Below are 25,723 nucleotides of genomic sequence, written 5' to 3' on the forward strand. Positions count from 1 at the left end.
TGCGCCTTTCCGCTAGTCGCCGCGACCGGAAAGGCGCACGGGCGCAGCCCAACTGCCGAGCAGAGGCGCGATCTGCGCTATGTCGGCGACACCAGTCGCTGCGTCGATAACCACGTCGTACGCATCATCTTCGGGCGCATCGAGATGTAGCCCGTTGATCGAATAGAAGACAAAAGCAGCAACCCACGACAATCGCTTGTTCCGTCGACCAATGCATGATTCCGGACGAGGGACTGCAGCAGCGCAGCTGCTTTGACATGAATGTCCGGATAAGCCTCGTCACCGAAGACCGTTGCACTCGGTCGATGCGCGGCTGATTCGAGCAAGCCGACATCCCGAACCTGCAGACCGCCGAGCTCATCACAAAGCACTAAAAGATCGTCGACCGTCAGATACCGAATCACTGTGAGAGACGGTCGAGCAACGGGCCGTACTCGGAAATGGCGGCGCGGGCAGCTCGTCGAACTTCGGTATCTTGACACAGACGTGCCGCTCGATCAGCAATTGCCCTGATCACGGCTTCCTGCTTGCTCATATTCGAATGATGCCGCTCTGATACCAGCACCGAAAGCGGCAAAGTTACCAGTTAAGCGCTACCGAAGTGCAGCGAACCGAGCGCTCAAAAACTCGACCAACTGCCATGGCTCCGTGTCCGGCGAATCGAGCAAGGCAATCAGTCCGTCCTTGTCGGCAGCAGCGATCGGTTCGATTCCCCCGAAGGTTCGCATAGCGCTGCCGGCGGGCAACACCCGCGCACAGACCAACGAACCAGCTTCGAGGTTCAGGCTTCCCCACTCGTCGGCGACGTCGTACGCCACGTCGGTTCGGACATCGCGCAACGTCAGCGATGTACCCGGCACCGTCGACGCAACCTCGTACACCGACTGCGGTACCTGCAACCACTGCTGCGCCAGTTCCAGTTCGTCGGCCGGCAGCAGTTCACCGCGTCGCTCGACAAACACTCCGAAGATGTTGCTGTCGAAAAGTGCTGTGTCGACAGCCAATCCACCCTCGAGCGCACGAGTCAACGCGTCGTCGTCATCCCAATGCTGGGCGCGAACCTCGGCGAGGTCGAAGACAACATCGAAGTACTCGGGACTGCGGGAGAAGAGTTGCGCCTTGATGTACAACCAATTTGCCCGGTCGTCGAAGGTGATCTCCGACTTACCCAGATGGCAGACCTTGTACTTGCGTCCGGATCCACACCAGCACTTGTCATTACGGCCCAGCTCGGGATGTTCGGCCGGCGCATAGCGCGCGAGAACGTCGTGCAGAATCTCCGACTCTCCGCCTTCGATCCGACCCAACAACGCAAGCGCCCGCGTTGCGTCGCTCCGATCCGCCGCGAGCAACGCAAGCTCGAAAATCGCCGGTACCCAATCAGGATCGCGATCGAGCGCGCTCTCGTAGTAGGCCTCGGCCACAATGACCTTGCCGAGACGATCAGCTGCCTTACCTGCGAGCCAGTACGCGGCGGGCTTTACCCGGCGCGGCCCCTTGTCAGCCAGCGCCGTAGCCACCGCGTGCAGGATCTCGTCGTGGTCGTCGAGTTCGGACAACAATTCAAGCGCCGCAGCAGCTGCCGGCGGTTCGGCAACGGCCACATAGATCTGCGGGTTCTCCGTGATCTGCGCACGCGCCCAGTCGCCGATTTCCGACGTGTCTTCCGGGAATTCGAGATGCGCAGCCGACACCAGATCGACCAGCGCGATAACCGCAGCTGCCTCGTCGGGGTGCAGGTTGTCGCGAATCTCGAGCATCCGCGCGCGGTTCGCCAAATGGAACGCCTCGAAATCGAACCCTTCGATCGCGACGTAATCGCCGTCGCGAACATAGCCGGCCGATTCGAGCAGTTCCCCCAGCGGAGCGGCGGGCTGACGGAACAGTGTCGGCTCCTCGAGCATCAACTGCCAGACAATCGCGTCGAGTGTTTCAGCGCCGGTATCGGTGAGGATGTTCGCTAGGGCGTCCGCAAAACCGAGTGTCGGATCGACTACGTCGGCAACGGTACAGAGCGTCAACTCACGATCTGCGACAAACAGCCCGATCAGATCGCCTGCCGCGCATTCCGACAATGCGTCGGGGGCAAGCAGAAAACCTTCGTCAGCCGGGAACGTCGGGTCGTCGATTCCGCGTTCGGCGAGGGCGGCGTCGTCGAGCCCACGATGTACGACGCGAATCTCCCGATCCTCGGTGTCATCGAAGCTGTCGAGAAAAACACGCAAGACCATGAGATCGGGGTTTGCGTCGAGAACGCCAGAGCTGATCTCGGCGTCGGTGAGGCGATGCGTGAGTATCCGGTGCTCGAACAGTGTGTCGAGCGCGGCGTAGCGGGCCCCGGTCAGATAGCCCAACAGCGGATCCTCGACGTACTCCACGAACTCCGTCATGTCGTCCGGCGTTCCATGCCCGGCGTCAGCCAGCAAGTTTCCCCAGTCAGCAGCGGTCTGGGGGCCATGTTCGCGCAACAACTCCATCGCAGCTTCGGCGATCAAGTCATTGGGGTCCATAGGTTCGCTCACCTATCCAACTTTATCCGGTAGGCCCCGGCACGAGTATTCCGCATCGACCAGCGTCGACGCCCTCAGCTCAGCACTCTGATCAGCTCGGCGACATCGTGATGATCCCGCCCTAGAACCTGGAGCACATTGGCGGCCTGCAACTCGGAAGACACGATGACGCTGCCGACAACCTGGGCGCTCGAACCTGCAGGCAGAACGCGAGCACACACCAGATCACCGGGCTCGAGATCGGCGGCACCACTGACAGTCACGGTGTCGCCGGTCCGGCGATCCAGCAGCGTGTTCATCTCGGTCACCTCGAACACGGAACGCTCGACATCGAGCCATTGACGTGCCGTCGCCACCTCATGTTCGGTGAGTAAATTTCCGCGGCGGGTGACGAACTGCGCGAAGATTCCACCCTCGAACAGCGCGATGTCCAAGGCCGGCCCGTCGAAGATACTCCGATCGTCGTCATCGCTGCCGGCGGCGACAAGATCGTCGAACTGAACCACCATGTCGGCAAATTCGGAGGAAAACGCGAACATGCACGCCTTCCTGTAGAGCCAGCGGCCGTCTTCTCGAACCGACTCGTCGACCTTCCCCAGATGGCAAACCTTGTATTTTCGGCCGGATCCACACCAGCACTTGTCGTTTCGTCCCAGCTCGGGATGCTCTACCGGAATGAACTCCTGCAGTACTTCGTACAGGGTTTCCTCGGATCCACCGTCGATCCTGCCCAGCAAAGACAGTGCTCGGGTCGCGTCGCTCCGGTCTGCGGCGAACTGAGCCAATTCGAAAAGTGCCGGACCCCAGTCAGCTTCCCATTCCAATGCCTTCTCGTAGTGCGCTTCCGCGTCGAGAACGCGTCCGAGACGATCAGCCGCCTTACCTGCCAACCAGTGTGCCGCCGGCTTGACGGCCTTCGGACCGCGTTCGGCCAGCTCGCCGCCAAGCGCTTCGAGGATCATGTCTGCGGTGGGGTCCTGGTTCCGGAATCCCAGATCGAACGCCGCCACAGCTGCGCCCGCATCCGCAAGGGCGGCAAACGAATCAGGAACAACACCGACATGTCGACGTGCCCAGTCACGAAGGTCGAGATTCTCGATCTCGGCGTCGACATATCCGCGCTGAGCCAGGTCGACAAAAGCTACAACAGCTACGGCTTCGTCGTGCGTGAGATCGTAGGTCGACGCAATCTCTGCGGTCTGAATCTGAACTGCGTAAGCAGCGAAGTCGAATCCATTGCGTGCAAGGAGTTCTCGTTGATGCTCGTATCCTGCCGCGGCAAACATCTCGCCCAACGGAGTGCTGGGAACAGTGAACAACGACGAGTCGTCGACAGCAAGTTGCCAACCCACCGCCTCGAGCGCTTCCACACCGTTTTCGGCGAATATCTTCTCGAGTGCCGGCGCCAGATCCGGCTCGTCTTCGACATCCGCCTGCCACACCGTCAGTTCACCGTCTTCGATGGCAATCGCGATCAGATCACCAGCTGCGAAGTTGGCCAAAGTCCCGCGGGGCAAGGCAACAACACGGCGACTGAAAGCAGCGTCGATTCCGCGCTCTCGCAACAAGTCTTGTTCGAACTCTGCCTCGACAACCCGAACTTCGCCGTCGATACTCGACGCGAAACGCAACACCGGTTCGAGGTCAGGCGTCGCCTCGAGCACCTCCGACGCGATCTCGATTTCGCTGAGCCTGTGCGTGAACACCAACCCTTCGAGCAGCTCGTCCAGAGCGACATACTTGCCGCCGGGGAGGTACCCGATCATCGGATCATCAAGGTACTCGAGCACTTCGGCAATGTCGGACGGCGAGCCGAACTCACTGACACACTGCGCCCATTCTTCGAGACTGAGCGGACCGCGCTCACGCAGAGCGGTCATCGCAGCAGTAGCGAGGGCATTGTCGTCGACTTCGTTCACCACCCAATAGTAGGCGAGCGCGCAGGCTCGCCAATCTGCCTCGACTAGCCGAGTCCACTGACCCCTTCACCCAACACCATCGCGCCGAGCAGAGCCAGGATCACCATCATCATGACGGCGTTGTTGGCGGCCATCCACGATTTTGCCGAGTCAAGCATCGACGCGGCACGCTCGCCGAATACGAGGTTGACCACAACCGGTGCGGCGACTGCGGCGCTCGCAACAATCGTGAACACAACAGCGGCGATGGCTTGCTCAGCCACAACGTAGGTTCCGGCGGCTATGGCCGCGCCTCCCGCGACGGCCAGTGCAGCATTCTTGGGATTGGCCGCTGAGAGCAACGCGATCCCCAGGGATTTCAGCGGGCTGAGCGAACTGACACTCGACATCCACTTCGGCTGAGTGGCTTCTGCGTCGCCCCGTGGCCGGGATCGCCATTGTCTGAATGCGAGCGCGAACAAGGCTAACCCCAGCACTATCCGGACGACACTTGCCCACCGCGTGGTCTCGGATTCGGGTACGGCGGTGTCGACAAAAGCGATAGTCAGTGCCACCACAGCTCCGATGCCCACGACCCAGCCGAGAATGAAGGCTGCAACCGAGCGTCGTGCGTCTGCAGTGACCAGCATGAGAACCACAACTGCCATCGGCACGGACACAATCGCCAAGCCGACTGCAACGGGCAATGATTGACCTAGCGCATCAAGCACGTGGGTCCTCTCGGTTAGTTAGCGCTCATAGCCCTTGCGCATATCATCTACTATCCGAGGCTGGTCGAGCGTCGACGGTTCCATGTCGCGGCGCGGACGGTCCCGCGGGAAGACGGAAGCCGACGCCAAAGTAGGTCCGTCGAGGAAGCGTAATTCCGGAGCGCTTTCAGGCAGACGCAATTCCGGTGGCACTCCCCCGGACTGAGCAAGTACGTATCCCCAGTCACCAAAACTGGGAACGAACACGTGGTACGGGGAGACCCCCAAACCAACTGCGGATACCGTAGACACTGTTCGCCAATAGGCATCGGGCGTCGAATAGGGACTGCCCGACTGGACGACCATCAATCCGCCCGGATTGAGCGCTGCCGCGGCCAAACCGTAGAACTCCATCGAATAGAGCCTGCCCAATGCCGGGGTATCAGGATCGGGCAGATCGACGATCACCGAGTCGAATCCGGGTTGAGGCGCCTCGCGCAACCACCGAAAAGCATCATCGAGCACAACGTGTACGCGTGAGTCTTCGAGTGCGCCGCCGTTCAACGATCGCAGTCGGGTGTTCGCCAGTTCGATGACGGCAGGATCGAGCTCCACCTGCACAATTTCCTGAACGCTGGGCATCCGCAACACTTCCCGTGCCGCAAGTCCGTCTCCGCCGCCCAAGATCAGTACCCGTTGCGGATTGTTCGAGAGCGCCGGATACACCAGAGACTCCGTGTAGCGGTGCTCGTCGACGCTCGAGAATTGGAGATCTCCGTCGAGGAAGAGCCGGACGTCGTTCTTACGTTCCGTGACAACAATTTCTTGATACTGCGATCGCGATGCCGCGACCACAGGGTCGGTGTACAAGCGCTGACGGGCCGTGGTTTCGATGTCGGAAGCGGCGATCAACAACCATCCGATCAGGCTCGCGGCCAACAACATTGCCACGACGGCAATCAGTCGGGCGCGCAAGCTGAGCTGCCACCGCAGCAGAATCAAGGCAACGACTGCCGCAGCGACGAGGTTGATCATGCCGGTAATTGCTGCGCCCCGGATCATCCCGACCCACGGCAACAAGACAAACGGCCAGAGCAACCCGCCGATCAGCGCACCCAAGTAGTCCGCTGCATTCAGATTGGCGAGCACTTTTCCGGCACTTTGTGCGTCGTTGTCGGTGCGTCCGGATTGCAGCAACGTCATCAGCAGTGGCACTTCCGCACCCACGAGAATGCCGATCAGTGCCGTGGCAGCAACAAGAACTGCCCCGCTGGAACCAAAGAACGTGAAGGTGACGTAGAGCGTGACCGCGCTGAATCCCCCGATGATGCCGAGCAGAATCTCCACTGTGACAAAGGAAATAGCCGCGTGCCCCAACAACGGTTTGGCGGCGAGGGCACCGATACCGAGCGCCGCAACGAATCCGGCGACAATCAGTGACGTCTGTGTGATTCCGCCGCCGGTGAGACTGACCGACAGAGTGAGCAGTGCCAACTCGTAGATCAGTCCGCAGGCAGCGCAGGCAGCGACGGCGGCAAGGAGCAGCACCCGCGCCCGAGCAGTGAGCACAGCGTGTGAATCGGTGACAGTCATCAGGTGAGAGCAGCGGCGTTCACCAAGCCGATGGACAGCAGGGTCACGCCCACCGCCCAGGCCGCACCGCACATCTTCGGATCCTGTACCAGCGCAACCAACTTACCCGGCAGGAATGCATTCATCAGTCGCAGCGCAATGGCCTGGAGAACAATTGCGAACAGACCGTACACGGCTGAATCCGCAAGTCCCTGGGCAAATCCGTCGGAACTGGTGAGAATGGCGGTCACGACGATAATGGCAAGCGCCAGATGGTTGGCACCCAGAAGAATTGCCGCATTCGGATTCTTGTCGACGTACACCTGGTGGCGGAGATTGCCCGGCGTCATAAGATCGAGAACCAGAAATCCGGTGGCCAGAACTGCAACTCCGACTACGAAGTACGCCAGCGTCCCCAGAACACCACCGACCAGCAGAGCTGGGTCAACAGTGCCGATTTCCACAGTTTCAGCAGCAAGGTTGGCGTTCACGAAGCTCTCCTGAGTTTGGTCCGATTGTCACTTGATGTGGTCATTTCGCACTTCCCGATCCACCGCTGCCGCTGCCGCCACCGGCCGGTGATCCCGGATTGAATCCTGGTCCCAGATAGGCATATCCGCCGCTGCGGTATGTGCCGTTGATGTCTTCGACCTTGATGGTGCTTCCCCCTGCTGCTGCGCTGACGGTAACGATGTCGTCGTCGTAACGCAGGTACTCGTTGCCGCCGTCGGCGCTGCGGGCCGCAGGTTCTTCCGCATCGACGATCCGCGACACCGTCGTACCGACAGGATCTTTCGACGAATACACAGCGACGTCGCCGGTTTGCGAACTCTTGGAATAATTGTCCGCAATGAAGTCCTTGACCGCGTTGCCGCACGACGACAGCACACATGCCATGGCGATCATGACGGGAACAACCCATTTCCTGCCGATCACGGATGCCACCTACTTCTGGTCTTCACAATCACTCCGGTCCCCTCCCCTGGGTACAAATGCCAACTCTGCCAAGCCCATCCATGCCCCAGGCTGCTGCCGAACAACACCGTGACAGCGGTGTCGTCTCCGGGAAACGAACCGCAAATCCAACCATCTGCCGCTGCCTGCACTTTCAGGCGGGCAGCCTCGGCAACGAACTCGGTTCGATCGAGAGTCTGCGTGGAAGATTCGAAACGATACGGTCCCAGAACTTCAGCACCCGGCAGTGGATCGCCACCAGCTGTGACCGCATCGCAGGACACCTGCTCGGTCAAGGTCTCACCACCCGAGCGTGCCGTCACCACATGCGATGCCCCCAGCACTCCCAAAGTCAAAGCACCGTCGACTGTTTCGATAACAAGCTGGGCCAAGGCCGGTGGCGCAGGTGCGTCCACCACAAGGCCGAGCGCAGACGCATCCACGTCGGTGGGCTCCACGTCGAGGAGATGCACACTCACTGCGGAGGGCCGGAATGTATGACGGTCAACTCTGCACGGGTGACTGCGCGGCCGGTGGAAACCTCCCACGACTGGCCGCGCGCCCACTTCTCGAATGCAATGAGCCCGGTTTTGTCAGCAGTTGCATAGTCGGCGTAGTCCATCACGCCCGACGGCGCGGTTCCTGTCGTGCCCTCGGCTGTGAATCGTGCGGTTCCGCTTTCGATCCTGCGGTGCACCTTGTCGTCGAGAATGACGTCGCCACTCGGCTCGAGGTTGGTGCCCTCACGCCGCATCCACAGCGTCATCTCGAGTTCACCCTCGTCATCTTCGACGGTCAGCCAGCGGCGGCCGGTCGAACCGTCGAGAAGGTGCTCGCGCCAGATGTACCCCTCTTCGTCGAGGGTGATGGTCCCGCGAACCACGTGATCGATCCCCGCGTAGGTGACGATGTCTCCGACACCGATCTTGTGGGGGTCGTATACTTCCGGATAGTCCGCAAGCGGGTCTACACGCCCCACCGGAGCGCTCTTACGACCACGCAGAACCACGAAGGCCACTGCCGCGATCACAACAAGTATCAGTACAACTATCAGCACGTTCGTCAACGGTCACTCCGAAATCGTCGGGCTCGGCAAGGGCGCCGGGGCAATACCCTACCGATCGCTACTCGCCCGAGCGTCCATACGTCGCTGCACCCGATCCCGCTCGATGCCGATTTCGGACAAACGGCCGTGCATACCCAGTCACGTTTCCCTGAAACCCGTTGGACGGATTCACTTTCGATGTGGATATCTCGGAATCCTCGAGGGCCCTCGCGCGTTGAACAACTATGGCCAACTACAAAACAGTCAATCCCGCGACAGGTGAAACCGTCAGGGAATTCGATACTTTGGATGACGCCGGAGTGGAAGCCGCACTGGAAAAGGCTCATAACGGCTATCTGAACTGGCGAAAGAGCGCGCCGACGCAACGCGCGCAGATACTGACCAGAACCGCCGAACTGTACAACGAACGTGCCGACGAACTGGCACGCATGATCGCCCTGGAAATGGGCAAGCCCGTTCGCGAAGCCAAGGGCGAGGTACAACTGTCCGCGGCGATCTACCAGTGGTACGCCGATCACGGACCGGCGTTGCTCGCAGAAGAACGACTCGATGTTCCCGGTGCCGAAGAGTCTGTGGTGTACCGACGCCCGATCGGGGCGCTCGTCGGCGTCATGCCCTGGAACTATCCCTACTATCAGGTCGCCCGGTTTGCGGCGCCCAATCTCATGCTCGGAAACACCGTCATCCTGAAGCACGCGTCCAACTGCCCTCAGTCGGCGCTGCTGATGGAGGAGATTCTGCAGCAGGCAGGCCTGCCAGAGGATGCATACGTAAACGTTTTTGCGAGCAACGAGCAGATCGCAGACATGATCGCTGACCCCCGTGTGCAAGGTGTCTCGTTGACCGGAAGCGAACGCGCCGGGACCAGTGTTGCGGAAACGGCGGGGCGCAACCTCAAGAAGGTGGTACTCGAGCTCGGTGGTTCGGATGTGTTCATCGTCCTCGACTCCGACGACATGGACGCCACAGTCAAGGCGGCAGCCAAAGCACGATTGTCCAACGCTGGTCAGGCGTGCAACGCCGCCAAACGATTCATCGTCGTCGAGGACTTCTACGACGATTTCACTCGGAAACTGACCGCGTCGTTCCAATCCGTCACGGCCGGCGATCCGCTGGAAGCGGATACGGTCCTCGGTCCGCTGTCGTCCCAAACCGCAGCAGATACATTGCTCGAGCAGGTTCAAGACGCCGTCGACAAGGGCGCAACGCTTCTGACCGGTGGAGCTAAGATCGACCGACCCGGCGCCTACGTCCAACCGACATTGCTCACCGATGTCACCCCGGACATGCGCGCCTACAGCGAAGAACTCTTCGGGCCGGCGGGCGTGGTGTACAAGGTGAAGTCAGCGAAAGATGCCGTTGACCTTGCCAATTCGTCGGTGTACGGGTTGAGCGGATCCGTCTGGAGTACCGACCTGGACGCTGCTCGTGCGGTCGCCGCCGATCTCGACGTCGGAATGGCCTTCGTCAACGAACACGGCACCACCCTGCCCGGCCTTCCCTTCGGCGGAGTCAAGCGGTCCGGAGTGGGACGTGAGCTCGGCCCTTGGGGTATGGACGAATTTGCCAACAAGAAGCTGATCCGCGTGTCCAAGAAATAGAAGCTTTACGTTCGACCTGACAACTTTTCGACGGCGGCCGGATAGTCGGCCAGGATCTGATCGCGTGCGTCGTACAGATACCGCTGCAGCAATTCGACCGCCGTCGCATTGTCACCGGCTTTCAACGCGCTGTGTATCTCGTGATTCCGGGCGAGATACGGCGAGTGGAATCGGTGTGCGTCGTCCATGACGTGAAAGACCAGTCGCAGTTCGTTCCACACGCCGCCCATCAGTTCGTCGATTCTGCTGCTGTTACTCAGACCAGCGATAGCGCGATGGAAATGGATGTCGGCCGTTCCCACTCCGGTCCAGTCATCGGCGGCCAGACGTTCTTCTGCGAGCTCGAGCGCGGCGGCGACGTCACCGAGATTGCCTGTTTCCGGATCGAAATCTCGTACTCCCGCCGACTCGACCACCCGACGGCAGATGTACAACTCGGCGATGTCCTCAGCCGACGGGACTCGAACGAATACGCCACGGTTGAGTTCGTGTGAAACCAACCGGTCTTCGATGAGGATCTGGAACGCCTCGCGCACGGTATTTCGGGAGACATCCAACGCCGCGCAGATGTCGGGCTCGGACAGTCGTGCGCCCGGACGAAAGCTTCCGTCGATGATCAGCTCGCGCAGAATCCCGGCGACCCGCGCTGTTCGACTGGTGCGCTCGAGGAGCCCTCGATGGGCGGCCAACGCGGCGTTAGCATCCTCTTTCGGAGGATTCAGGCTGGTCAAGTGCACTCCTAGTGGTTTGTTGCTGCCCTCATCATAGTGAGAGCGGGGCGTCCGGACGGCCTACGGCTGCCCCCAAAAGTTTCCAGCACATTAATTATCCCTTCATGGGATTGCAGGATCGTTGAACGATTTTGTACGTTGGGAGTCCTGACATTCCATCTTCACGCGAGGTACCGATGACCGCTCCGATTCAAACCGCAGGTGCCCCTCCGCGCCCGTTCGACTGGTTCCGCACGCTTGGACCGAAGGGCAAGAAGGCATTCGTCGGCGCTTTCGGCGGCTACGGCCTCGACTCCTACGACTTCCAGGTTCTCCCTCTCGGGTTGGCCGCGATTGCCGCGTACTTCTCGATCACGACGGGACAGGCCGGTCTGCTGACCACCGTCACGTTGGTGGTTTCCGCGCTCGGCGGTGTCCTCGCCGGCATCCTGGTCGACCGCATCGGACGTGTCCGCACCCTGCAGGTGACGGTAGCGACCTACACGATCTTCACGGTCCTGTGCGGATTTGCACCCAACTTCGAGACGCTGCTCATCTTCCGCGCGTTCCAGGGTCTCGGCTTCGGCGGCGAATGGGCTGCCGGCGCAATTCTGGTGGCCGAATACGCAAAGCCCGAGTACCGCGGCCGAGCGGTCGCCTTCGTCCAGAGCGCCTGGGCGGTGGGCTGGGGTTTGTCGGTCATCATCTACACGATCGTCTTCCAACTCTTCGATCCCGACATCGCGTGGCGCGTTCTGTTCTGGACCGGAGTCATCCCCGCCTTCCTCATCATCTGGGTGCGCCGCAACCTCAAGGACCCGGAAGAAATCACCGAGAAGCGTGAGAAGAAGGCCGACAAGGGTTCTTTCCTCGCCATCTTCCGCGGCCCGATGCTCAAGACCACGCTGTTTGCTTCACTTCTGGCCACCGGAGTCCAGGGCGGTTACTACACACTCGCGTCGTGGCTTCCGACTTACCTGAAGAACTCACGCGGCCTCGACGTCGTGGGCACCGGCGGCTATCTCGCGATCCTCATCAGTGGCGCATTCCTCGGCTACGTCAGCGGCGGCATCCTCACCGACAAGCTCGGCCGTAAGCGGACCATGCAGTTGTTCGCCACCTTGTCTGCCGTGTTCATGGTTCTCTACACACAGGTTCCCGACGGCGCCAACACCCTCATCATGATTCTCGGATTCCCGCTGGGCTTCTGCACGTCGGCGATCTTCAGCGGATTCGGTTCGTTCCTCTCGGAGCTCTACCCCACCGCGCACCGCGGTACCGGTCAGGGCTTCACCTACAACTTCGGTCGCGCAGTCGGTGCGGTGTTCCCCGCCATCGTCGGTTTCCTCGCAGCCAGCAGTCTCGGTATCGGCGGCGCCATGATCTTCGGCGCCATCGGCTACGGCATCGCTGTCCTGGCACTCTTCGGACTACCCGAAACCCTGGGACGCCAACTCAACTGATCGGTGTCTTCAGGAAAGAGGATTGGACTTCACCATGATCGAGAATCGCACCAACCCGGATCCACGCTCGGCTCGCGCGGGATTCAGAGCCGGAGACGTGTTCCCCACGTCGGGAATCGCACCGGGCTTCGCCCAGACCAATCTCATTGCGGTCCCCAAGGACTGGGCATACGACGTTCTGCTCTTCACGCAGCGGAACCCCAAGCCCTGCCCGGTACTCGACGTCACCGACGCCGGGGAGTTCACGACGATTCTCGCTCCCGGAGCAGACATCAGGACGGATTTTCCGCTCTACCGCGTGTGGGTCGACGGCGAACTGACCGCTGAGATTCCAGATGCGACGCAGTACTGGCGCGACGATCTGGTGGCATTTCACATCGGCTGCAGCTTCACCTTCGAACACCCTCTGATGGCCGCTGGGATTCCTCTTCGCCACGTCGAGCAGAACCGAAACGTCCCGATGTACATCACAAATCGCGAATGCCGACCCGCCGGGCGGGTCAGCGGGCCGACCGTGGTGTCGATGCGTCCCGTCCCCGCAGACCAGGTCGAACAGGCGCGCTCCATCACCGCGCGTATGCCCGCGGTTCACGGTGCACCCATCCACATCGGCGATCCAGCCGAACTCGGCATCTCCGACCTGAGCCGTCCCGACTTCGGCGACGCTGTGGAACTCCAACCGGGCGACGTACCGATGTTCTGGGCCTGCGGCGTCACTCCGCAAGCTGCGGTCATGGCGTCGAAACTCCCGTTCGCCATCACTCATGCTCCCGGGCATATGCTGGTCACAGACGCCCCGGACAGCGATTACACCCTGGATCTGGCATGAACATCGACCTCAATTGTGATCTCGGAGAAAGCTTCGGAGACTGGCGTATGGGCGACGACGCGGCGCTCCTCGACATCGTGACGAGCGCCAATATCGCGTGCGGATTCCATGCCGGCGATGCGGCCACCATGCGACGGACCTGCGAGATGGCGGTCGAACATTCGGTATCCATCGGAGCGCACATCGGTTTTCGGGATCTGGTCGGATTCGGCCGACGGCACATCGACATCACACCAGGTGATCTGTTGGACGAAACTCTCTACCAGGTCGGCGCACTGGCAGGATTCGCTCACTCCGCGGGGTCTTCTGTCACCTACGTCAAGCCCCACGGCGCGCTCTACCACTCCGCATCGAAGAGTCCCGAACTCGCCGACGCTATCGTGACCGCCATGACCGAATTCTCGAATCGCCTTGCGCTGCTGGGACCACCACAGTCTCATCTGCAGAAAGCTGCGGAAGCACACGGCGTCGACTTTGTCGCCGAGGGATTCGCGGATCGCACGTACACCCGGTTCGGGACGCTGACCCCGCGCAGTGAACCTGGTGCCGTCATCTCCGATCCGAACGCCGCGACGGCGCAGGCGATCGACTTGGCCAGCAGCGGAACTGTTCTCACCTCCGACGGGATCGCCATCCCGATGTCGGTGAAAAGCATTTGTGTTCACGGCGATTCGCCTGGCGCCGTTGCCATGGCCAATGCCATCAAGGCCGGCCTGATCAACTCCCGCATTCGGGTGGAGTCGTTCACATGAGTCGCCCGACTATCCTCCCGGCCGGTGAACACGGGCTCCTGGTGGACCTCGACACCGAGGCCGACGTTCTGGCATTCACCCATGCGCTCACGCGCAACACTCCGGCTGGAGTGGAGGATTTCCTGCCCGCCGCACGCACGGTTCTCGTGATCTGCAAGCCCACGGCACATGTCACTGCGGTGCTCCATGAACTGAACGAACTGGCACGCACCATGTCCGAGGCAATCCCGGACGAGCGCGGCGACGATACTCCCTTCACCGTCAATGTCCGCTACGACGGACCCGACCTCGACGACGTAGCAAGGATCCTGAAAATGAGCCGCGCCGAGGTCATTTCAGCTCACACCTCAGCGGAGTGGCGCTGCGCCTTCATCGGATTTGCGCCGGGATTTGCCTACCTGACGTCCGGCGACGCTCGGCTCGACGTCCCGCGTCGAGCCCAATCACGCACCGCGGTGCCCGCCGGCGCCGTAGCCCTGGCCGGCGGATACAGCGCGGTGTACCCGCGAGCCTCCCCGGGTGGCTGGCAGATCATCGGCAGCACCGACGCCGTGATGTGGGACTTGGACGAAACACCGCCTGCCGCCGTACAGCCCGGGCGTCGGGTGCGATTCGTCAATGAGGACAAGCGATGACCGGGGTGGAGATACTCGAAACCGGTCCGCTGAGCTTGGTTCAGGACCTCGGTCGAACCGGTCATCTGCGCTCCGGCGTCGGCGTGTCCGGGGCTGCCGACAGACGATCCTTGCGACTCGGCAATCGACTTGTCGGCAACTCCGAAGACGCTGCCGGAGTGGAAATTCTGATGGGTGGCCTGAGTCTTCGCGCGCAAGAGCAGATCACCCTGGCCTTCACCGGAGCCCCCGCACAGGCGTACCTCGACGGCATCCCCGTCGGACATTCGAGCGTCGTCGTCGCGGACCCCGGTCAGGTAGTCCGCTTGGAGTACGCGCCCACCGGCCTACGGACGTACCTGACCATCCGGGGCGGAATCGCGGTGCCCAAGATTCTCGGATCACGCAGTACCGACACACTTTCCGGAATCGGTCCGGCGCCCCTCAAACCCAACGACGTGCTTGAGGTCGGGCCCACTCCAGTCGCATTTCCGCTCCTGGACGTGGCACCTGTTCAGCCGGTTACAAACGGAACACTCGACATTCGGGTGATCTTCGGGCCGCGCGCGGATCGTTTTGCCAATCCGGAAACCCTGACGCAGGGACGATGGGCAGTGTCGACCGACTCCGACCGCATCGGTGCCCGGCTCGACCGCGTCGGCGATGACGCACTCCTGCAGCGGGTTGACGGACTCGAATTGCCCACCGAAGGCGTTGCGCTCGGTTCGATCCAAGTGCCGCCCAGCGGCCAACCCGTGATCTTCCTGGCCGATCACCCCATCACCGGCGGATATCCCGTTGTCGGTGTTGTGGCCGACGCCGATATCGACCGACTCGGCCAGGCCCGCCCTGGTCAGCAGATTCGCTTTATCGGTTTCTGACGTAGAACACGCAATCAACCTGGTGCGACGTGATCGACGCGGCAATAGTTTCGGGTGTTATGGTCGGTTCCGAATAATCGGAGCGAGAAAGATCGAAAAATGGTTGGTGAACTCGACATCTCCGGGTAATACCCGGCACTGACGGCCACCGGTAAGCGCTTTCGGAGCGCTGCCGCAGTGGCCATGTTGTCGTTCACCACATCATTTCTTTCGCGGAGCCGCTTTGACGCGCCCGCGCGACACTCGAGGTCTCATCATGTCCGATTCATACATTGTCTGTTCACACCTGTCGTTTGCCTGGCCTGACGACACACCGGTTTTCGAGAAACTGTCCTTCAGTGTGCCCGCCGACCGGACCGGGCTGGTAGCACCGAATGGCGCCGGAAAGAGCACCCTTCTCCGACTGATAGCGGGCGAACTGCCGTTAGGCGGTGGCAGCGTGTCCGTCGACGGGCTGCTCGGGTACCTTCCGCAGAGCTTGCCGCTGACCGGCGACCTCACCGTTGCCGAGGTTCTGGGGATCGCACCGATCCTCGCGGCGTTGGACGCTGTCGAGTCGGGGGATGCCGCCGAAGAGCACTTCACCACGATTGGTTCCGACTGGGACATCGAGGAACGTACCGGCGCCCAACTGGACCGTCTCGGCTTGGGAGACCTGTCGTTCACCCGCCGACTTCACACGCTCAGCGGGGGCCAGGTCGTCTCGCTCGGTCTCGCTGCGCAACTGCTGCGTCGCCCGGACGTTCTGTTGCTCGACGAACCGACGAATAACCTCGATCTCGATGCGCGGCACAAACTCTACGGCGTCCTCGACGATTGGAACGGTTGCCTGCTACTGGTCAGCCACGATCGTGCTCTGCTGGACCGAATGGACCGCATCGCCGAACTCGACAATGGTGAAATTCGTTTCTACGGTGGAAATTTCACCGAATACGAAGGCGCCGTGAACGCTGCACGGGAAGTTGCCGAAAAGAACATTCGCAATGCCGAGCAGGACGTCAAGCGGGAGAAACGGGAATTGCAGCAGGCCCGCGAACGCGCTGCTCGTCGCGCAAGCAACGCAGCACGCAACCTCGGAAACGCCGGGCTACCGAAAATTTTTGCCGGGACGATGAAACGCAATGCCCAGGAGTCTGCCGGCAAGGCAAACGAGACGCATAACGCCCGCGTCGATTCGGCCAAGGCCCGACTCGATACCGCGGGGCGAGCGTTGCGCGATGAACAACGAATCACGTTGGAACTGCCCGGCACCGATGTTCCTGCGGGCCGGACAGTGTTCCTGGGCGAACGGATGCAATTCCGTTTGGGCGATCGGGAGGTCTTCGCCGACGGCGGGGCAGATCTGGCGATCCGCGGACCTGAGCGAATTGCGGTGACCGGTCCGAACGGCGCGGGCAAATCCACGCTGTTGCGGATCATCAACGGCGAACTGACCCCGAGTGGCGGCAAGATCGCACAGGCGCAGGGCCGCGTTGCGTATGTGTCACAGCGACTCGATCTACTCGATGTGAACCTCACCGTCGCGGAGAACCTGGCTGCTTTTGCCCCGGACATGCCGGCACCTCAGCGGATGAATCTGTTGGCACGCTTTATCTTTCGTGGATCTCGCGTTCACCTTCCAGTCGGGGTCCTCTCCGGTGGTGAGCGGTTGCGAGCGACCCTCGCGTGCGTGCTGTTCGCCGAGCCGGCACCTCAATTACTACTACTCGACGAACCGACCAACAACCTCGACCTTGTCAGTGTCGGGCAGTTGGAGAGTGCGCTCAATGCCTATCAGGGTGCCTTCGTGGTCGTCAGCCACGACGAACGGTTCTTGTCCGAGGTGAAGGTCGAACGCTGGTTACGTCTGTCGGAGGGACGTTTACGCGAAGTCGCCGCACCGGCCAATGTCACCCTTGGTGCTGAACATGCCTGAAACAGCGTTGATTGCACAAGATCTCGTCCGCACGCTGGGAACGCGGCGGGTACTCGACGGCGTCTCACTCACCGCGGCACCTGGTGATCGGATTGGTCTCATCGGCGAGAACGGCGCCGGGAAGTCGACTCTGTTGCGGGTGCTCGCGGGTACGGACGAGCCCGATGCGGGCAGCGTGGAGCGACCGTCTGATCTCGCGTTCCTGCAGCAGGAAATGGTGTACGACAACAAGACGACGATCGCCGACGTACTCGATACAGCCCTCCGGGACGCGCGCGAGATCATCGCCGAACTCGACAGAGCTGCACAGGAACTCAGTTGTGCGCCCGAGGATCACACTGCCGCCGACGCCTACACGGATTGCCTTGCACGCGCGCAGCGACACGAGGTGTGGGATGCGGACCGGCGGGCCGCGATGATTCTTGGCGGGTTAGGTCTCGGACACCTTCAGCATGAACGCCTCCTCTCGTCGTTGTCAGGTGGTCAACGCAGCCGGCTGGCCTTGGCGGCTCTGATGATTCGCCGACCATCCGCGCTGTTGCTCGACGAGCCGACGAACCATCTCGACGACGAGGCGGCATCGTTTCTGGCCGAGCATCTTTGCGGCCTGTCCGGGGTTGTCGTCGTGGCCACTCACGACCGCGCGTTCCTCGACGCCGTCTGTACGGATCTGATCGACCTCGACCCCGCTCTGGACGGCCCCACCCGCTACGGCGGTAACTACACCGCGTATCTGTTGCAGAAACGCGCCGAACGGGAACACTGGCAACGGCGATTCGATCAAGAGCAGGAGGATTTGGACGCGTTGCGCTACGCGGCCGGTGTCAGTGCATACGAGGTTGCGCCGAATCATGTGAAGCGCGACAACGAAAAAATGGGATACGGTCACGCCGGGGGTCGAGTACAGAACCAGATCGCACGCCGGGTTCGCAGTGCCACCCGCCGGCTCGACAAGCTGGAACGAGACCAGATTGAGCAACCCCCGAAGCCTCTTCGATTCAGTCCTGGCGTGTTCATCACCCAGGCTGAGGACGAAATCCTCCTGTCATTGCGGCAGGTTCGAGTTCCTGGCCGAATGACGATGGACAGTCTCGATATCTCATCCACCGACCGACTACTGGTCATCGGAGCGAATGGTGCCGGGAAATCCACCTTGCTTGCAGTACTCGCCGGTGCGCTGGACCACACCGGCACGCTGGCGCGAAAACCCGACCTGACGATCGGTCTTTTGGCGCAGGACACCGCGTTCGATCGGGCTGACCGATCTGCGCGGGAAATCTATGATCTGACCCTCGGCGCGGAGATTGCCGAGAAGGTTCCGTTGGATTCCCTTGGCCTGTTGGCGGTTTGGGATCAGGACAAGTTGGTTGGCGAGTTGTCCGTCGGTCAGCGTCGCCGGCTGGCGTTGGCACTGTTGGTGGCCCGTCCACCCGAGTTGCTGCTTCTGGACGAGCCGACCAATCACCTGTCGCCGAGCTTGTGCGATGAACTCGAGGACGCCATGGGCACCGGTCCGGGCGCGATCGTGCTGGCCAGCCACGATCGGTGGCTACGATCCCGCTGGAAAGGAAAGGAAGTCCGAATGCACGGGCTGGAAGCGGGGTAGAAGCACTCGGGCCAGTTGTTGTCGGACCCAACCGTCACACTGGAGCAGTGAGAGTTGTCCTGGTTCCCGGTAGTACGACGTCCACGGGAGCAGTCACCGCGACGGTTGTTCGCACCGACCCCGACGGGACTGCCGTCGGCGACCGCATCGAATATCCCGATCTGGTTGCCGCGGTCCAAGCTATCGAGAGTGCCGAGCACCCACGGTGGGTCTGGCCGAGCACCGCCTCGGTCTACCCGATGTTGCTGCGCGCCGGCGTCCACGTACAGCGCTGCCACGATATTTCGCTGACCCGCGCGATCCTGAGCATGCGCGCGGGTCAGCCGTCACCACCGGCCGAGGAGTCCGACGACGACCGTCTCGGCTTGTTCGACACCGCTCCCGTCCTCGATCCTGATGGTGTTGTTGCGGAGTTCGCGGAGCAACGCACTGTCATCGGCGCCGACGCGCGCCTGGATCTGCTGATTGCCGCAGAATCAGCCGGCGCGCTCAGTGCTGCTGAAATGACGCACGCCGGTTTGCCGTTCTCGACGCGGAAGCACCGCGAACTCCTCGAGGAGAGACTTGGCCCCCGGCCAACGGGGTACGACCTCCCCGTTCGCATGCAGGAACTTGCCACCCAGATCAGCGACGCCTTCGGGCGGACGGTGAACCCCGCGTCGTCCGTCGAGATCACCGAGGCATTCGGGCGCCAGGGCATCGAACTGCCGTCGACGCGCAAGTGGTTTCTTCAGGAAGTTGATCACCCGGCGGTTCCGTTGCTCCTGCGCCACCGCGAACTCGCCAAGCTGTACAGCACCAATGGCTGGCAATGGATGGACAGTTGGGTGCGTGGCGATCGCTTCCGCCCCATCTACGTTCCCGGTGGTGTCGTCTCGGGCCGGTGGGCAAGCCGAGGCGGCGGCGCCCTTCAGATTCCGAAGACCATGCGCTCGAGCGTTGTTGCCGATCCCGGACACGTATTCGTAGTGGCCGACGCCGGTCAACTCGAGCCCCGGATTCTGGCTGCCATGTCACGCGACCGCCGCATGATGGCGGCAGCCGGTGATGACGATCTGTACGCCCTCGTTGGCGCCGAGGCATTTGGCGGCGACCGCGCCAAAGCCAAAGTTGCCATCCTCGGAGTGCTCTACGGCGCCACCGCCGGTGAAGCCAAAGCGCTACTCACGTTGCTGCGCAAGCGTTTCCCCGTAGCGGTCGAGTACGTCGAGCAGGCCGCCAAGGCCGGAGAGCGCGGCGAGGTAGTGCACTCCCTGCTCGGCCGAGCGTGTCCCCCACCGTCTCCCGATTTCTATTCACACGGCGACGCTCACGCGCGCGGACGTTTCACCCGCAACTTCGTGGTGCAGGCAACGGCCTCGGAATGGGCTCTGTGTCTCCTCGCCGACCTGCGACGACGCCTCGCCGAGGACCCGGACGGCGAATTGGTGTTCTTCCAGCACGACGAGGTTGTGGTGCACACGCGAAACCCCGAGTCCGGCACAGCTCACGTACTGGCTGCGGCAGCATCGGCAACTCGACTGCTGTTCGGCGACACGGTTGTTCGATTCCCCATGGACGTCGGGGTCCGCGAAAGCTACGGAAAGAGCAGCGTCTAGCCCGCTCGGATGTCGTCGAGTTCGTGAACGCGTGTGCAGCACGCGTCGAGCAGATCACGATCGTGGCTGATGAGCAGCACCCCGATACCGTGATCCGTTGCCCGCCGCTCGATCAACCGTACGATGGTGGCGGTGGTCGCGGCGTCGAGCATCGCGGTGGCTTCGTCGCAGATGAGGTAACGGGGTTGCTGCGCCAATGATCTCGCGAGCGCCGCGCGTTGAAGCTGGCCGTCACTGACCTGATGCGGGCGACGCGCCAGCAAGTCGGGTGTGAGTCCGACTTCCGAGGCCAGTGCTTCGATGTCGATATCGCGGCGCGCGATGTCGGCGGGCTGCCCGATGATCCGTGCCAGCGTCTGCCGGGGATCAGTTGCGGCGCGTGGCGATTGGAAGAGCATGGACACCGCCCCTCTGAACTCAGCGGGAACACCGAACTTGGTTCCTGCAACGCGAGAACCGTCGATCTGCACTTCGCCGGACCACGGCGCGTCCAGCGACGCGAGAATCCTTGCCAGCGTCGATTTTCCGGTTCCGGACGGCCCGGTCAACCCGATCAGATGGCCGGCCGGGATCTCGAGGGAGACATTCTCGAGGACGGGACGCCCGCGCTCGTAGCCACCGGTGACATCCAGGGCGCGCAAACTCATCGTGCACTCACCTCCCGGCGGGTTCGGTACGTGCGCTCTCCGAACGTGACCAGTTCGGTTGGCCCACCGGATTGCGCGGACTCCGGTCGGCGCAGGTAGTAGACGCACTCGTCCGGAAGATTCGTCAATTGAGGGGGTGATCCGGGGATGGGATTGAGCCCGCGAGACGGCAAGGCTCCGAGCAGGTCTCGGGTGTAATCGTGAAGCGGCTCCTGCAGAACCTGCGCAGCCGGGCCAATCTCCATGATGCGCGAGGCGTACATGACGGCCAACCTGTCTGCGATCGCAACTCGGGTCAACGACGCCAGATCGTGAGTGATCAGCAGAACCGCGGCACCCGCATCGGCGCACTCGCGCAGCAGGCCGAGAACATGATCGGTGAGCGCGCGGTCCAGGTTGGCGGTCGGCTCGTCGGCCACGACCACCGACGGGTCCCCGGCCAACGCGCCGGCAATGGCAACCCGCTGCGCCATGCCACCCGACAGTTCGTGCGGGTAGCAGTCGAGGGCGGAAGGTTCGAGACCCACTCGCTGCGCCAAGCCGTCGCAGGTGTGGGCGGTTCCGAGTGCGTCGATTGTCTCCTGCAGTTGCGAGCGTGCCGTCCGCACCGGCGTGAGATATGTTGCGGCAGATTGTGGCACGAGTGCGGCATGACTACCACGGAAGGGTGTTCCGGAAAACACGTCGATGTCGTCGACGGTGATGGTACCGGTGCGCTGAGTGCCAGGCGGCAGCATGTTCATCACCGATGTTGCGATGATGGACTTGCCACAGCCGGATTCTCCGACCAGCGCTGTGACAGTCCCAGGCGGCACCGCAAGGTCGATATTGCTGGCAGCGTGAACAACCGAGCCGCCGGGCAGCGGAATCCGGACGGTGAGCGCATCGATTCGAAGGCCGGTATTCACAGTCGAAGCTCCGATGGCCGAGGCGGCGCGAGCTTCGAACGCAATGCCGAACCGGCCACCGCCACCGCAACGGTAGTGATCACCAGAACGGCTGCGGGAAACACCAACGTCCACCAACCACCGAGCAGCAGAGAACTGCGAGCCTCTTCCAGAAGTGTTCCCAGACTGGGCTTGTGGGGCGGAAGGCCGAATCCGAGGAACGAGAGCGTCGACTCGTGCCACACGGCGTGCGGCAGCAGGAGGACCACCGCGATCAAGGCCTGCGGCGCAGCAGCCGGAACCAGGTGGCGAGTGATCACATGTCTCCGGCTGGCTCCGGCGAGGACGGCTGCGTCGATGTACGGGCGGTCACGCAAATTCAGGATCTCGCCGCGGATGATGCGAGCTACCTGGGTCCAGTGTGTGAGTGCGATCGAGAGAACGATGGCGAGGATACTGCCACGGAACATCGCGACGATGACGATGCCGAGCAGCAAGTGCGGGAGGGCGTTCACCGCGTCGGTGCCGCGCATGACAACTCGGTCCACCCAGCCGCCGAGGAGTCCGGCAGTGGTGCCTACCGCCACCCCGATCACCGTGGACAACAGTGCGCAGGCGAGAGCGATCAGCAACGACGTCCGGATACCGGCAGCGACTCGAACAAACAGGTCTCGCCCCGCAGAGTCGGTGCCGAAGGGATGCGTGAGCGACGGAGCCATCCGGGCCTGCGCGAAGTCGGTGACACGGTCGTCGACGTCGGCGATCCACGGAACCAAGCCGGCGTAGAGCGCGACGAGGATCAGGACACCGACGGCGATTGCGAAGCGGCGTTTAGCCATCTGTGCTCACCCTCGGGTCGAGGAGGGCAACAACCACATCAGCGAGAAGCGAGCCGAGCATGACCGTCAGAGTTGTTCCGACCGTGAGGAACGCGAGCAACGCCATGTCGAGGTCCCGAGCGGAGGAGACGATGGCACCGGCAATTCCCGGCCAACTGAACACTTCTTCCACCAGTACCGCACCGACGACAAGTTCGGGCAATCGGACTCCGATGATGTTGACGAACGGCGCAAGCGAGGTCGGCACGATATGACGTTGTGTGATGGTGGAAGTCGGTATTCCGCGCGCCACCGCCCCGGCGACAAATCCTTCACCAGTAGATCCGACGACGGATTCGCGCACTGCGAGGAGTAGCCACGGCATTTGGGAGATCGCAAGGACGGCGACCGGGAGAATGAGGTGCCGAATGACCTGCGCCGGTGTGGGATCGGCACCACCGTCGGTCAACCCGGCCACTGGCAACCAACCGAGAGTCAGCGCGAAGAGCGCGATAGCTCCGAGCGAGAGAACAAACGGCGGAAGTCCTTGAACGACGACGCACAGCCCGGACACGGTTCTGTCCGGGAGCCCACCCTTGCGGATTCCGGCGAGCACTCCCAGCACCAGCGACGCGAGAATCGCAATCACCAGACTGACGCCGACCAGGAGTAGCGTCCACGGCAGTCGTTCGGAGATGACTTGGGCGACTGACTGATTGAAGGATCGAGAGACGCCCAGATCGCCGGTCACCACTGCATGCAGCCACGTCCAGTACGTGCTGTACCAGGGGTTGTCGAAACCCATCTGCGCGGCGATCATGGCCTTGTCCGCGTCGCTGGTTGTCATGTACCGCGTGCCCAGATAGCCGACAAGCGGATCGAACGGCGAGATTGCCGCGGCGGCAAACAAACCGGCGGACACGACGATGATCACCGGGACGATGAACAGCATCCGGCGCCCGACCATCACGAGGATGGAGCGTCGGCGAGCGTTGTGCGATCGTACCGGGTCCGACGTTGCACCGGCTCGAACGTCGAGCGCCGTCATTGTTCTTGCGTCCACGTCTGCAACGACCACCACGGACCCCAGGTCACTCCGTGCGCGTGCGGTTCCAGCACCGGACCGGACATCGTCCAATCGGAATCTTTCGACACGTACGTGTGATCGAGGAAGACCAGGTACACATAACCGGGATCATCGACGTACGCCTGCTGCACATCTCGGTAGGCGGCGTCGCGGGTCGCTTGGTCGAGGCTTCGGCGACCGACGTCGAGTCCAGCGTCGACAACCTGATTCGAGTAGTCACTGGGATTGTCGTAGATGCTGCCGACACCGGGAGCGATGGACGCGGAATTGAGTGCGTCGTAGGCCTGGGTATCGGGATCGAACGGTTCGTCGCCGCCGCCGAGCAGTGTGGAGTCCCGATTGATTCGCGGATCGATGCGATCCCAGGACAGTGCTTCGAGATCTACTTCGACGCCGATCCCGAGTGCGTCGGATGCAAAGGCCTGGGCCAAGTCTCGACGGACCGTGTCCACAGAGTTGTACATGATCGTGAACTGCGCACGTCGACCGTCTTTCGAACGGATGCCGTCACTGCCTTCGATCCAACCGGCATCGGTGAGGATCTGCTCAGCCTTGGCCGGGTCGTACGCAAACGTTGCGTCCGGGTTGTACGAGGCACCGTAGACCTCGGGAATCGGCGTGGCGGCGACGCGGCCGTGCCCACCGAGAACGTTGTCGATCATGGACTGCCGGTTGGCGGCAAGGTTGAGCGCCATGCGCATCGCCGGGTCACCGGCTACCGGATTGCCGGTGGGCAGCGAAACACCGCGCCAGTCCGCGGACTGATGGGCCGTCACCGACATGCCGTCCCGCGATTCGAACGTATTGGCAAGCAGCGGCGGGAGATTGGTGCCGTCTATCTCACCCGAGGCCATCCGCTGCGCCCGGGTGTTGTCGTCCGGAACATAGAGCAGCGTGAGCTTCTTGATTTCCGGTGCGCCGTCCCAGTAGTTCTCGTTGGCAGCAAACACCGCGCGGTCGGGTGAAAGATCGACAAGGGTGTACGGCCCGGTCCCGATCGGTTCGGTGTTGAGCGTCGACTCGGCCGCCAGGGCCGGTGTCGCGACGGACTCCGACGGCACAATGCCGATCAGCATCTTGGTGAGTAGCGGTGCGTAGGAGTACGCGAGACGGAACTCCACGGTGTTCTGGTCCAGCGCTACGACATCGCTGATCATGTCGAACGACGACTTCGCCTCGGACGCTGATGTCGGATCGAGGATCGCCTTGTACGTGGCAACCACGTCGGCGGCGTCAAAAGTGGAGCCGTCGGAGAAGGTGACGCCGCCGCGCAGAGTGACGGTCCAGCGGGTGGCGTCGGCGTTGGCGGTGGGGATCGACGTCGCAAGAGCCGGTTCGAAACCAGGTATTCCCTCACCGCCGCGCAGGCGCACCAGACCGTCGTACATCTTGGCTTCGCCGGCTGCACCGAAGCCGGCAACGGGGTTGTATCCGCCCAGTTCGTAGCCGTCGGCGAGGACCAGACCGTCGCTTGCGGTCGACGTGCCCGACGGGGTGCTGCACGACGTGACGAGCAGGGTGCCGACGACGGCAGCGATCGCGAACGTCGGAACTCCGGAACGGATGAGACCCACTGTTTGCCCCTTTTCTTCTGAATAAAAATAA

24 protein-coding genes and 1 pseudogene are annotated in these 25,723 nt (G+C 62.2%); 9 read left to right on the forward strand and 16 right to left on the reverse strand.

Annotated features, from left to right (window positions below; genetic code table 11):
- Nucleotides 1–12: 12 nt before the first annotated feature.
- The 10 genes and pseudogenes from C7T36_RS10025 to C7T36_RS10065 all read right to left on the reverse strand — a co-directional run bounded on the left by C7T36_RS10025 (nt 13) and on the right by C7T36_RS10065 (nt 8,710).
- A pseudogene (locus tag C7T36_RS10025) lies at nt 13–404 on the reverse strand (type II toxin-antitoxin system death-on-curing family toxin).
- A complete protein-coding gene (locus C7T36_RS30505) occupies nt 401–535 on the reverse strand; it encodes a hypothetical protein (RefSeq protein ID WP_255285234.1) in 135 nt (44 codons plus the stop codon). Before C7T36_RS30505 ends, C7T36_RS10025 begins: the two are co-directional and overlap by 4 nt.
- A gap of 58 nt (nt 536–593) precedes the next feature.
- Nucleotides 594–2,522: an SEC-C domain-containing protein gene (locus tag C7T36_RS10030; protein WP_230590083.1), complete on the reverse strand. Its 1,929-nt coding sequence runs from the start codon at nt 2,520–2,522 to the stop codon at nt 594–596.
- A 62-nt stretch (nt 2,523–2,584) separates the two neighbouring features.
- Nucleotides 2,585–4,429 (reverse strand): SEC-C metal-binding domain-containing protein, encoded by a 1,845-nt coding sequence (locus C7T36_RS10035; protein ID WP_084702657.1) that lies wholly within the window; start codon nt 4,427–4,429, stop codon nt 2,585–2,587.
- Between the two features lie 44 nt (nt 4,430–4,473).
- Nucleotides 4,474–5,139, reverse strand: a complete 666-nt coding sequence (locus C7T36_RS10040; protein ID WP_045065041.1) for a GAP family protein — start codon at nt 5,137–5,139, stop codon at nt 4,474–4,476.
- An 18-nt stretch (nt 5,140–5,157) separates the two neighbouring features.
- A complete protein-coding gene (locus tag C7T36_RS10045) occupies nt 5,158–6,711 on the reverse strand; it encodes a polyamine aminopropyltransferase (protein ID WP_045065045.1) in 1,554 nt (517 codons plus the stop codon).
- Nucleotides 6,711–7,181 (reverse strand): DUF350 domain-containing protein, encoded by a 471-nt coding sequence (locus C7T36_RS10050; protein WP_033233385.1) that lies wholly within the window; start codon nt 7,179–7,181, stop codon nt 6,711–6,713. Before C7T36_RS10050 ends, C7T36_RS10045 begins: the two co-directional genes overlap by 1 nt.
- Nucleotides 7,182–7,221: 40 nt before the next feature.
- On the reverse strand, nt 7,222–7,587 hold the full coding sequence (locus C7T36_RS10055; protein WP_371851334.1) for a DUF4247 domain-containing protein: 366 nt from the start codon (nt 7,585–7,587) through the stop codon (nt 7,222–7,224).
- A gap of 35 nt (nt 7,588–7,622) precedes the next feature.
- Nucleotides 7,623–8,123 carry a DUF2617 family protein gene (locus tag C7T36_RS10060; protein ID WP_033233387.1) on the reverse strand — a complete coding sequence of 167 codons (501 nt, stop codon included), beginning with the start codon at nt 8,121–8,123 and terminating at the stop codon, nt 7,623–7,625.
- Nucleotides 8,120–8,710 carry a DUF4178 domain-containing protein gene (locus C7T36_RS10065; protein WP_033233388.1) on the reverse strand — a complete coding sequence of 197 codons (591 nt, stop codon included), beginning with the start codon at nt 8,708–8,710 and terminating at the stop codon, nt 8,120–8,122. Before C7T36_RS10065 ends, C7T36_RS10060 begins: the two co-directional genes overlap by 4 nt.
- Nucleotides 8,711–8,934: 224 nt before the next feature.
- On the opposite strand from C7T36_RS10065, the gene C7T36_RS10070 reads away from it, so the two are divergent.
- A complete protein-coding gene (locus C7T36_RS10070; RefSeq protein WP_033233389.1) occupies nt 8,935–10,311 on the forward strand; it encodes an NAD-dependent succinate-semialdehyde dehydrogenase in 1,377 nt (458 codons plus the stop codon).
- Between the two features lie 5 nt (nt 10,312–10,316).
- On the opposite strand, the gene C7T36_RS10075 is transcribed toward C7T36_RS10070, so the two are convergent.
- Nucleotides 10,317–11,048: a GntR family transcriptional regulator gene (locus C7T36_RS10075; RefSeq protein ID WP_045065048.1), complete on the reverse strand. Its 732-nt coding sequence runs from the start codon at nt 11,046–11,048 to the stop codon at nt 10,317–10,319.
- A 170-nt stretch (nt 11,049–11,218) separates the two neighbouring features.
- Between C7T36_RS10075 and C7T36_RS10080 the strand changes: the two genes are divergently transcribed.
- The 8 genes from C7T36_RS10080 to C7T36_RS10115 all read left to right on the forward strand — a co-directional run bounded on the left by C7T36_RS10080 (nt 11,219) and on the right by C7T36_RS10115 (nt 20,679).
- Nucleotides 11,219–12,484 (forward strand): MFS transporter, encoded by a 1,266-nt coding sequence (locus tag C7T36_RS10080; protein ID WP_033233390.1) that lies wholly within the window; start codon nt 11,219–11,221, stop codon nt 12,482–12,484.
- 34 nt (nt 12,485–12,518) lie between these two features.
- A complete protein-coding gene (locus C7T36_RS10085; protein WP_045066724.1) occupies nt 12,519–13,313 on the forward strand; it encodes a putative hydro-lyase in 795 nt (264 codons plus the stop codon).
- Nucleotides 13,310–14,065, forward strand: a complete 756-nt coding sequence (locus C7T36_RS10090; protein WP_045065051.1) for a LamB/YcsF family protein — start codon at nt 13,310–13,312, stop codon at nt 14,063–14,065. Before C7T36_RS10085 ends, C7T36_RS10090 begins: the two co-directional genes overlap by 4 nt.
- Entirely contained in the window at nt 14,062–14,700 is a 639-nt protein-coding gene (locus C7T36_RS10095; RefSeq protein ID WP_045065054.1) for an allophanate hydrolase subunit 1, read from the forward strand. The genes C7T36_RS10090 and C7T36_RS10095 overlap by 4 nt, the downstream gene beginning before the upstream one ends.
- Entirely contained in the window at nt 14,697–15,560 is an 864-nt protein-coding gene (locus C7T36_RS10100; RefSeq protein ID WP_045065056.1) for a biotin-dependent carboxyltransferase family protein, read from the forward strand. The genes C7T36_RS10095 and C7T36_RS10100 overlap by 4 nt, the downstream gene beginning before the upstream one ends.
- A 256-nt stretch (nt 15,561–15,816) precedes the next feature.
- Complete coding sequence (locus C7T36_RS10105) at nt 15,817–17,475, forward strand: ABC-F family ATP-binding cassette domain-containing protein (RefSeq protein WP_045065059.1); 1,659 nt, start codon at nt 15,817–15,819, stop codon at nt 17,473–17,475.
- Nucleotides 17,468–19,081 (forward strand): ABC-F family ATP-binding cassette domain-containing protein, encoded by a 1,614-nt coding sequence (locus tag C7T36_RS10110; protein WP_045065061.1) that lies wholly within the window; start codon nt 17,468–17,470, stop codon nt 19,079–19,081. Before C7T36_RS10105 ends, C7T36_RS10110 begins: the two co-directional genes overlap by 8 nt.
- 47 nt (nt 19,082–19,128) lie before the next feature.
- The gene (locus tag C7T36_RS10115; RefSeq protein WP_045065064.1) at nt 19,129–20,679 is read left to right on the forward strand and encodes a bifunctional 3'-5' exonuclease/DNA polymerase; all 1,551 of its coding nucleotides are present in this window, start codon (nt 19,129–19,131) and stop codon (nt 20,677–20,679) included.
- Here the strand turns inward: C7T36_RS10115 and C7T36_RS10120 are convergent.
- The 5 genes from C7T36_RS10120 to C7T36_RS10140 are packed head-to-tail and all read right to left on the reverse strand — an operon-like array spanning nt 20,676 to nt 25,692.
- Nucleotides 20,676–21,326: an ABC transporter ATP-binding protein gene (locus C7T36_RS10120; protein WP_045065066.1), complete on the reverse strand. Its 651-nt coding sequence runs from the start codon at nt 21,324–21,326 to the stop codon at nt 20,676–20,678. The genes C7T36_RS10115 and C7T36_RS10120 overlap by 4 nt on opposite strands.
- Nucleotides 21,323–22,234 carry an ABC transporter ATP-binding protein gene (locus C7T36_RS10125; RefSeq protein WP_045065069.1) on the reverse strand — a complete coding sequence of 304 codons (912 nt, stop codon included), beginning with the start codon at nt 22,232–22,234 and terminating at the stop codon, nt 21,323–21,325. The genes C7T36_RS10120 and C7T36_RS10125 overlap by 4 nt, the downstream gene beginning before the upstream one ends.
- A complete protein-coding gene (locus C7T36_RS10130) occupies nt 22,231–23,052 on the reverse strand; it encodes an ABC transporter permease (protein WP_033233399.1) in 822 nt (273 codons plus the stop codon). The genes C7T36_RS10125 and C7T36_RS10130 overlap by 4 nt, the downstream gene beginning before the upstream one ends.
- A complete protein-coding gene (locus tag C7T36_RS10135) occupies nt 23,045–24,079 on the reverse strand; it encodes an ABC transporter permease (protein ID WP_084702478.1) in 1,035 nt (344 codons plus the stop codon). Before C7T36_RS10135 ends, C7T36_RS10130 begins: the two co-directional genes overlap by 8 nt.
- Nucleotides 24,076–25,692, reverse strand: coding sequence for an ABC transporter substrate-binding protein (locus tag C7T36_RS10140; protein ID WP_045065072.1), 1,617 nt, complete (start codon nt 25,690–25,692; stop codon nt 24,076–24,078). The genes C7T36_RS10135 and C7T36_RS10140 overlap by 4 nt, the downstream gene beginning before the upstream one ends.
- Between the last annotated feature and the right edge of the window lie 31 nt (nt 25,693–25,723).

Source organism: Rhodococcus sp. AD45-ID, from assembly GCF_003023755.1.
Classification (GTDB): domain Bacteria; phylum Actinomycetota; class Actinomycetes; order Mycobacteriales; family Mycobacteriaceae; genus Rhodococcus_F; species Rhodococcus_F globerula.